Origin of the sequence: Micromonospora sp. NPDC005194 (assembly GCF_040608335.1) — a bacterium.
Taxonomy (GTDB): Bacteria; Actinomycetota; Actinomycetes; order Mycobacteriales; family Micromonosporaceae; genus Micromonospora.
This window is the reverse complement of the sequence record NZ_JBEXIA010000047.1, coordinates 34,581-44,370: the sequence shown is the minus strand read 5'-3', so window position 1 is coordinate 44,370 and position 9,790 is coordinate 34,581. Positions and strand designations below refer to the sequence as shown.

The window sequence follows — 9,790 nt, the reverse complement described above, 5'->3', positions numbered from 1 at the left end:
GCCGACCGTGCCCACTCCGGGCGGTCAGGCTTGATCCCTGCGTGGGCACGGTCGGCCGCAGCCCTGACCGGGAGACCTCCGTGCGCCCGTGCCGGCTTGGGAAGAGCTCAGGGGTGACCGCCTCGACACAAGCGCTGCTCAGGGTGGCGGCTGTTTCTTCTGGGTCTTTGGCTCGCATGAGTGCGCCCAGCACTGCCACTCCGGCGGCTCCGGCGTCGACGCACGCGGTTACCTGTTCCGGGGTTTCAACCCCGCCCAGAGCCAGCAGAGGCACCGGGCTTGCGCGCACCAGGCTGCCCAGTCCCGCGACGTTCAGGGGTGGGCCGTAGCCGGGCTTGGATTTTGTTGGCCAGACTGGGGAGACCGTGGCGTAGTGCTCGGTGGTGAGGCGGTTCAGCTCGGCCACGCTGTGGCAGGAGCGGCCGACCAGTTGGTGGGGCGGCGGCGGGTACGGGCCGGCGGCGGGCAGGTGGACGGCGTCGCCGCCGAGCGGGTCGGGGCCGGCCACGATGAGGGTCCCGTCGACGTCGGCGAGGATCGCGCGCAGGTCGACCGCGAGGGCGGCGCGCTCGGCGCGGGGCAGGTCCTTCTCCCGCAGCACGACCCATCGCACTCCCCCGGCGACCGCTCCCGCGACGACCCGTTCAAGCCCGCCCGTGGCGACCAGCCGATCGGTCAACAGGACCACCCCCGACGGCACCAACCCCGTCACAGGTCTGGTCTTCCCTCGTCGGGAGTGGACGGCAGGGCGTGGAAGCGGCGGGCGATACGTCCCGCACCGGCGGCCAGTCGGCCCGCCTCGACGGCGTACCGCATCGCCGTGGCCATCGCCACCGGGTCGGCGGCCCGGGTCACCGCGCTGGCCAGCAGGACCGCGTCGCAGCCCAGCTCCATGGCCAGGGCCGCGTCGGACGCCGTGCCGATGCCGGCGTCCAGGATCACGGGCACGTCCACGCTCTGCCGGATCAGCCGGATGTGGTGCGGATTGCCGATGCCGAGCCCGGAGCCGATCGGCGCCCCGGCGGGCATCACCGCGGCACAGCCCACGTCGGCGAGGCGGCGGGCCAGCACCGGGTCGTCACTCGTGTACGGCAGCACCGTGAAGCCGTCGGCGACCAGCTCCTCGGCGGCGCGGAGCAGTTCCACGCCGTCGGGCAGCAGCGTCCGCTCGTCGCCGATCACCTCCAACTTGACCCAGTCGGTGTCGAACGCGTCGCGCGCCAGCCGGGCCACCTTCACCGCCTCGGTCGCGGTGTGGCAGCCGGCGGTGTTCGGCAGCAGCCGTACGCCGCACCGGTCCAGCAGGTCGAGCAGCCCTCCGGCGGTGCCCGGGGCGGTGTCCACCCGGCGCAGCGCCAGCGTGACCAGCTCCGTACCGGACGCCCGGATCGCCTGTTCCAGCACATGCAGGTTCGCGGCGCCGCCGGTGCCGAGGATCAACCGCGAGCAGAACGTGACCCCACCCAGTTCGAAGGACACGCCGCTCACCCGCCCTGCGCGGCGGTCAGCACCTCGACGCGGTCACCGTCGCGCAGCACCGTGCCCGGCCAGCCGGCCCGGGGCACCACCTCGCCGTTGACCGCGACCGCGACGCCACGCTGGTGCGGGGCGACGTCGCGGACCAGGTCGGCCACCGACGCGCCGCCGGGGACGCTGCGCCCGGCCCCGTTCACCGTCAACTCCACAGGTCCTCCTCGGTCGTCCGTCCAGGTCCGCTCACGTCGCCCGCGCCGGGCCGTGCCGCGTCGCCGGCCGGAGAGGCGACGGCGAACCGGCGTCCGCTCACGTCGCCCGCGTCGGGCCGTGCCGCGTCGCCGGTCCCGGTCGACGACGCGACGGCGAACCGGTCCGCGCCGAAGGGCGCGAGCAGCGGGTCGGGCACTCCGGTGGTCACCAGGTCGGCGATCTTCTCGGCGGTGATCGGGGTGAGCACGATGCCGTGCCGGTGGTGCCCGGTGGCGGCCAGGACGTCCGGCCGGCCGGGCAGCGGCCCGAGGATCGGCGCGTTGTCCGGCGTTGCGGGCCGCAGGCCGGCGACCGCCTCGACCAGGTCGTACTCGGTCAGCTCGGGCAGCAGGTCGACACCGGCGCGCAGCAGCCGCAGCACCGCGCCGGCGGTGACGCTGGTGTCCGCGCGCTCCTCGACCGTCGCGCCGAGGACCACCTCGCCGTCGGCGCGGGGCACCAGGTAGACGTGCTCGCCGTCGGCGTACCCCCGGATCACGTGCCGGAAGCCCGGCGCGACGCCGCCGGGCGCGCGCAGCCGGAGGATCTGGCCCTTCACCGGCCGCACGGGCAGGCCGGTGAGCCCGGCGGCCCCGCAGCCGGCGGCGACCACGGTGACCCCCGCGTCCACGTCGGACAGCCGCCGGACCGGCTGCGGCACGAGCACCGCGCCGGCCCGCTGCGCGGCCGTTCGCAGCGCCGGCACCAGCAACCGGGGATCGACCTGGTGGTCGGTGGGCGCGAGCGCGCCGCCGCGCACCCGAGGGGCGAGCGCCGGTTCGCGGTCGCGCAGCTCGCTGGGGCGCAGCGGCGTCACCGGCAGACCCAACCCCTGTTGGTACGCCCAGAGCCGGCGTGCCTCGGCGAGGTCGTCGCCGGTCAGCCCGACCATCAGGGTGCCCTCGGTCCGGTAGCCGATCTCGGTGCCGCTCGCCTCGGTCAGTTCGGCGGCGAACCCGGGCCAGCGGGCGGCGGACGCCACCAGCAGCTCGGTCAGCCGCCGCTCGCCGAAGTACGCCTCGGCGACCGGGGAGAGCATGCCGGCGGCGACGGCCCATGCCCCCGACCCGGGAGCCGGGTCGTGCACCTCGACGCGCAACCCCCGGATGGCACAGCGCCACGCGATGGCCAGTCCGATCGGGCCCGCGCCGACCACCGCCACATCGGTGCGCGTCACGCCAGCGCCCGCAGCAGGTCGGCGGTCGCCCGCGCGGGGTCGGCGGCGTCGGAGAGCGCGCCGACCACCGCCACCCCGTACGCCCCGGCGGCCCGCAGCGCCGGCACCCGGTCGGCGGTCACCCCGCCGATCGCGATGACCGGCACGTCGACGGCGTCGGCGACGGCGCGGACGCCCGCGGGCCCGATGGGATCCGGCAGGCCGTTCTTGGTGCTGGTGGCGTGGCATGGGCCGACGCCCAGGTAGCTGGCCCCGGCGGTGACCGCCTCGACAGCCGTCTGCGGCGCGCGTGCGGTGGCGCCGAGCACTCCGGTCGGGCCGAGCACGTGCCGGGCGGCGGCGACCGGCAGGTCGTCGGCCCCGACGTGCCCACCGGCGGCGCCCACCGCGAGCGCCACGTGCAGCCGGTCGTTGACCAGGCAGGTCGCTCCGTACGGCGCGCAGAGCGCCAGCACCCGGCCGGCCAGGTCGTACGCCTCGCGATCGGTCGCGGAGTCCTCCACCCGGACCTGCACGACGAGGTCGGCGCGGGCCGCCGCGAGGGCGGCCCGGACCACGGTGAGTGGGTCACGCCCGGGTCGGGTGTCGGTGATGAGATGCAGTCGTCCAAGGGACGGCACGGCAACACTCCTCCCTGCGCCGGCATTACCCGGATCAGGTTCGACGGTCGGGGGCTGTCAGCCCCCCTCTCAGCCCGGTACACCGGGCTCCCGTGGGTTACTTGCTTGTCACCGTACGACACTTCCGCCGGTCTGCCAAGGGAGCGGCCGCCGGCCGGACACGGCTCCATCGATGGGGTACTTTCTCCGGTCCTGTTCGGAATGTCGCACGCCGTTGCAGAACCGTTACCGGCCGGCATCTTGCCCGACATGGATACACCAGAATTAATTTGTTCAGCGATTCGACAAAATGCCGGTGGGGACGCCCTGGCACGGCCTCCCCGCCGGCTCCATCCGGGACGGTCTTCGGCAGCCGGCCCCCGCGATTCCTGTCCACCGCGACATTGGAGGCGGCGTGTCCCGTTCTCGTCGTACCCGTTTACCACTCACCGCTACCCTGCTCTCCCTAGCGCTCGCCTCGACGACCCTGCTCGGGTCGCCGGCGCAGGCGGCTCCGGCCGCGGCGCAGGTCCCCCCGCGAGACGCGCAGGCCGCGGCTCCGGTCACCCAGGTGGTGCCGAAGGCACCGAAGGCCGCAGCGGCCGACCCCTACTCCGTCCTGGTCTTCTCCAAGACCGCCGGCTTCCGGCACGACTCCATCCCCACCGGCATCGCCGCCATCCAGCAGCTCGGCGCGGCGAACGGGTTCACAGTGGACACCACTGAGGACGGCGCCTCGTTCAACGACGCCAACCTCGCCAAGTACAAGGCCGTGATCTGGCTCTCCACCACCGGTGACGTCCTCGACGCCGACCAGCAGGCGGCCTTCGAGCGCTACGTGCGGGCCGGCGGCGGTTACGCCGGCGTCCACGCCGCCTCGGACACCGAGTACAGCTGGGCCTGGTACGGCGACCTGGTCGGCGCGTACTTCGCCAACCACCCGCAGAACCAGCAGGCCACCGTCAAGGTGGAGGACCACGCCCACCCGTCCACCGCCGAACTGCCGGACCGCTGGTCCCGGTTCGACGAGTGGTACAACTTCCAGACCAACCCCCGGCCGGACGTGCACGTGCTGGCCAGCCTGGACGAGAAGAGCTACACCCCGGGCGCCGGCGCGATGGGCGCCGACCACCCGACCGCGTGGTGCCAGGACTTCGACGGTGGCCGCTCCTGGTACACCGGCGGCGGGCACACCCGGGAGTCGTACGCCGAGCCCGAGTTCCTCAAGCACCTGCTCGGCGGCATCCAGACGGCGGCCGGCGTGGTCGACGCCGACTGCGGCGCCTCGAAGACGTCCAGCTTCGAGAAGGTCACGCTGGACAGCAACACAAGCAACCCGATGGAGCTGGACATCGCCCCCGACGGGCGGGTCTTCTACATCGAGCGCGACGGCCGGGTGCAGATCATCAAGCCCGACACCGGCAGCACCGTCACCGCCGTCGACCTGGACGTCTTCACCGGCAACGAGGACGGCCTCATCGGCATCCGGCTCGACCCGGACTTCGCCACCAACAAGTGGGTGTATCTCTACTACGCCCCGAACGACGGCGTCACCCGCAACCTGCTGTCCCGGTTCACGGTGACCGGCGACACCATCGACCCGGCGAGCGAGAAGCAGGTGCTGCGGGTCGACACCCAGCGCAACACCTGCTGCCACGCCGGCGGCAGCATGACCTTCGACAGCGCCGGCAACCTCTACCTGGCCACCGGTGACAACACCAACCCGTTCGAGTCGAACGCGTACTCGCCGCTCGACGAGCGGCCGGGCCGTCAGGACTACGACTCGCAGCGCACCTCCGCCAACACGAACGACCTGCGCGGCAAGGTGATCCGGATCCACCCGGAGGACGACGGGACGTACACCGTTCCGACCGGCAACCTCTTCGCGCCGGGCACCGAGAAGACCCGTCCCGAGATCTACGCGATGGGCTTCCGCAACCCGTTCCGGATCGGCACCGACCCGAAGACCGACACGCTGTACGTCGGGGACTACGGGCCGGACGCCAACGCGGACAACCCGAACCGGGGCCCCCGCGGTCTGGTCGAGTGGAACGTCGTGACCCCCGGCAACTACGGCTGGCCGTACTGCACCGGGACGAACGAGGCGTACAACGACTACACGTTCCCGTCCGGCCCGAGCGGTCCGAAGTTCGACTGCGCCGCGCCGGTGAACAACTCGCCCAACAACACCGGCCTGACCAACCTCCCGCCGGTCGTCCCGGCCACCGTCGACTACGGCTACGCCGGTGACGCGCGGTACCCGGAGATCGGTGGCGGTGGCGCCCCGATGGGCGGTCCGGCCTACCGGTACGACGCCAACCTCAACTCCACCCGCAAGTGGCCGGCCTACTACGACGGCAAGGCGCTGCTCGGCGAGTGGAACCAGAACAAGATGTACACGATGCAGATGACCGCCGACGGCAAGTCGTTGGTGGACATCAACCAGCTGCTCACCGGTATGCGCATGATCCGGCCGATGGACTTCGAGTTCGGCCCGGACGGCGCGCTCTACCTGATCGAGTGGGGCACGGGCTTCGGCGGCAACAACGACGACTCCGGCATCTACCGGATCGACTACACCGCCGGCGACCGCGCACCGATTGCCGCGGCGTCCGCCAACCCGACCTCGGGGCCGGCGCCGTTGACGGTCGCCTTCTCCAGCGCCGGCTCCCGGGACCCGGACGGCGGCGCGCTCACCTACGCCTGGACCTTCGGCGACGGGCAGACCTCCACCGAGGCCAACCCGACGCACACGTACGCCACGGCGGGCAACTACACCGCCCAGCTCACCGTGACCAACCCGAAGGGCCGTACCGCGGTGGCCAACGTGCCGGTCACCGTGGGCAACACCGCACCGACGGTGAGCATCGAGTTCCCGCCGGACGGTGGCTTCTTCAACTGGGGTGACCAGGTCCGCTACACGGTCAAGGTGACCGACCCCGAGGACGGGCAGATCGACTGCGCCCGGGTGAACCTGCAGGTGCTGCTCGGTCACGACGAGCACGCCCACCCGCTGGAGCAGCACACCGGCTGCACCGGCACCGTCCAGACGTCGCTCGCCTCCGGGCACGGCGCCGAGGCGAACGTGTTCGCGGTCTTCGAGGCCACCTACACCGACAAGGGCGGGGCCGGCGGGTCCGGCGCGCTCACCGGCCGGGACATCGAGATCCTGCAGCCCAAGCAGAAGCAGGCCGAGTACTTCACGGCCACCGGACGGGTGCCGGGCGGCACCGGCGGCGGAGACGCCGGCGTGCAGCGGGAGACCGGGGCCGACACCGCAGGTGGCGGCCAGAACATCGGGTTCATCGAGGACGGCGACTGGTGGTCGATCGTCCCGGCGGACCTGACGAACATCACCGAGATCCGGTTCCGGGCCGCCTCGGCCGCCGCCGGCGGTCGGATCGAGGTCCACGCGGGCGCCGTCGACGGACCGGTCGTGGCCACGGCCACCGTTCCGGCGACCGGCGCGTGGCAGACGTACACGGACGTGAGCGCGCCGGTCACCGGTGCCGCGAGCGGCTCGCTGTACTTCGTGGCCCGCGATCCGAACGGCGGAACGGGTTCCCTGTTCAACGTCAACTGGATGGACTTCGTCGGCCGCGGCGTCACCGAGAACGGGCCGCCGGTGGTCACCGCCACCGCGACCCCGGCCACCGGCACCGTGCCGGTCACCGTCTCCTTCGACGGCACGGCCACCGACGCCGAGGGCGACACCCCGCTGACGTACGCCTGGGACTTCGGTGACGGCGGTACGGCGTCCACCCTGGACGCCAGCCACACGTACACCAGCGTGGGAGCCTTCACGGCCACCCTCACGGTGACCGACAGCAAGGGCGCCAAGTCGTACGCCACGGTGCCGGTGCGGGTGAACGCGCCGGACACGTCCTGCTTCGGGGCGCGTTCGGACGACTTCAACGGCACCAGCCTCGACAAGGGCCGGTGGACCAGCGTGGTCCGGGAGAACCAGCTCTACTCGGTCAGTGGCGGCGCGCTGCGGCTGCCGACCGGGGTCGGTGACCTCTACGGCGCGCGCAACGACGCCACCAACCTGGTGCTCCAGGCGGCTCCGAGCGGCGCCTGGGAGATGACCACCAAGGTCACCCTGCCGGTGACGGCCAACTACCAGCAGGCCGGCCTGCTGGTCTACGGCGACGACGACAACTACGCCAAGCTGGACCTGCTCTACAACGGCAGCCGGCGGGTGGAGTTCATCCGGGAGACGGCCGGAACGCCGCGCAACGACGCTGCCGACAACGCCGCCGCACCGGCGGGTGACACCGTGTACCTGCGGATCACCAGCGACGGGACGAACCTGACCGCGGCCTTCTCGGGCGACGGGCAGACCTTCACCCCGGCCGGCCGGTCGGCCGCGCTCGCCGGCATCACCAACCCACGGATCGGGGTCTTCGCGCTCAACGGCGGCACCGAGGCGCCAGTGGTCGACGCGGCCTTCGACTCGTTCCAGGTCACGCCGGACGCCCCGGCCGGCCCGATCGACCCGTCGGACGAGTTCACCGGCGACACGCTGGACAAGTGCCGGTGGGACGCGATCCTGCGGGAGGACCCGAACGGTTACCGGGTCACCGGTGGCGCGTTGCGGATCGACGTGCCGAACGGTGACATCTACGGCACCAGCAACACCGGGCCGAAGAACTTCATCCTCCAGACCGCGCCCTCGGGCGACTGGACCCTGGAGACGACTGTCGACGGCAGCCTGCTGAACGAGCAGTACCAGCAGGCCGGTCTGCTCGTGCAGGCGGACGACGACAACTACCTGAAGTTCGACTTCATCGCGGACAACCAGGCCGGCCAGACGGTGACGCGGCGGATCGAGTTCCGCAGCGAGATCGGCGGCGTCGTCCAGAACCCGCAGCCGGAGGCCACAAGCCTCACCTCGGCGGTGTGGCACCTGCGGCTGGCCCGCAGCGGCAACACCTTCACGGCGTCGTACTCAGCCGACGGGACGACCTGGACCACGCTGGAGGCGCTGACCAACAGCGCGGTCGGGGCCACCCCGAAGGTCGGTCTGTTCACCCTCGGCGCCAACCAGACGGCGTCGAAGACGGCCTCGTTCGACTACTTCCGGCTGAGCACCAAGGTGGTCACCGACGAGACCGCTCCGGTGACGACGGCGGCGGTGTCCGGCACCCCCACCGAGGGGTGGTACACCGGGCCGGTGACGGTCACCCTGACCGCCGCCGACGAGGCCGGCGGCAGCGGACTGGCCGGTACGGCGTACCAGCTGGACGGGGCCACCACCTGGACCGACTACACCGCTCCGGTGACGGTCAGCGGCGACGGGGCGCACGAGCTGCGATTCCGCTCGACGGACCAGGCGGGCAACGTGGAGTCGACGAAGACCGTCTCGGTCAAGATCGACGCCACCGCGCCGGTCACCACGGCGACGTTCGCTCCGGCGAACGACGCCGGCTGGCACAACGGGACGATCCCGGTGGTGCTGACCTCGACCGACGCCGGTTCCGGAGTCAAGACGGTCGAGTGGTCGCTGGATGGCGGCGCGTGGACGCCGTACTCGAAGCCGGTCGAGGTGACCGGTGACGGGCAGCACGAGCTGCTGTACCGCTCCACCGACAAGGCGGGCAACGCCGAGACGCTCAAGTCGGCGATCCTGAAGATCGACGGCACCAAGCCGACGCTGCTGGTCTCCGGTATCGCCGACGGCCAGCTCTACGGGGACAGCCAGGACGTTCGGGTGTCCTGGCAGGCCGTCGACCCGACCTCGGGCATCGCGACCGTGGTCGGCCAACTGGACGGCAAGGCGTACGCCAGCGGCACCCTGCAGGCCATGTACGAGCTGCCGCTCGGCCTGCACGAGCTGACCGTCACCGCGACCGACAAGGCCGGCAACACGACGACCTCGGCGGTCCGGTTCTTCGTCACCACCTCGTTCCGGGACATGCAGTTCCTGCTGGACCGGTTCAAGGCGACGGGGCGGCTCTCGGCCAAGGCGCACAAGGATCTGACGAACAAGCTCGACGCCGTCCGTAAGGCCGAGGCGGCGGGCAACGACAACAAGGCGCTCAAGGAACTGACCGCATTCCGGAAGCTCGCCGCGGACACCAAGCTGGTGACCGAGGCGGAGATCCGGGACGTGCTGATCCGCGACGCCGACGCCATGACGGTGCGGCTCGGCGGAACGCCGGCCAGCAACGCCGGGGTCAAGGCGAACGACGGCAAACCCGTCAAGGGTGCCGGGCGACTGAGTGGCGACGTCACCCGGCTCGCTCCGGGCCGCCAGCTCTGATCCGACGAGGCCCCTCCCCGACGC

General features: G+C 72.1%; 6 protein-coding genes and 1 riboswitch. Of the genes, 1 reads left to right on the top strand and 5 read right to left on the bottom strand.

Going from position 1 to position 9,790, the window contains the following annotated elements; genetic code table 11:
* The 5 genes from ABZU53_RS28615 to thiE all read right to left on the bottom strand — a co-directional run.
* Positions 1–712 (bottom strand): thiamine phosphate synthase (locus ABZU53_RS28615; RefSeq protein WP_355068566.1); only part of this gene is annotated, 712 nt, incomplete at its 3' end.
* On the bottom strand, positions 709–1,488 hold the full coding sequence (locus ABZU53_RS28610; protein ID WP_354858613.1) for a thiazole synthase: 780 nt from the start codon (positions 1,486–1,488) through the stop codon (positions 709–711). The genes ABZU53_RS28610 and ABZU53_RS28615, both read right to left, overlap by 4 nt.
* Positions 1,485–1,685, bottom strand: a complete 201-nt coding sequence (thiS, locus tag ABZU53_RS28605) for a sulfur carrier protein ThiS (protein WP_234583421.1) — start codon at positions 1,683–1,685, stop codon at positions 1,485–1,487. The genes ABZU53_RS28610 and thiS overlap by 4 nt, the downstream gene beginning before the upstream one ends.
* A complete protein-coding gene (thiO, locus tag ABZU53_RS28600; protein ID WP_355068564.1) occupies positions 1,676–2,902 on the bottom strand; it encodes a glycine oxidase ThiO in 1,227 nt (408 codons plus the stop codon). Before thiO ends, thiS begins: the two co-directional genes overlap by 10 nt.
* Positions 2,899–3,522, bottom strand: coding sequence for a thiamine phosphate synthase (gene thiE / locus ABZU53_RS28595; protein WP_354858619.1), 624 nt, complete (start codon positions 3,520–3,522; stop codon positions 2,899–2,901). The genes thiO and thiE overlap by 4 nt, the downstream gene beginning before the upstream one ends.
* A riboswitch (TPP riboswitch) is annotated at positions 3,517–3,626 on the bottom strand. It overlaps the preceding gene by 6 nt.
* 290 nt (positions 3,627–3,916) lie before the next feature.
* Between thiE and ABZU53_RS28590 the strand changes: the two genes are divergently transcribed.
* The gene (locus ABZU53_RS28590; RefSeq protein WP_355068562.1) at positions 3,917–9,766 is read left to right on the top strand and encodes a ThuA domain-containing protein; all 5,850 of its coding nucleotides are present in this window, start codon (positions 3,917–3,919) and stop codon (positions 9,764–9,766) included.
* Positions 9,767–9,790 lie beyond the last annotated feature (24 nt).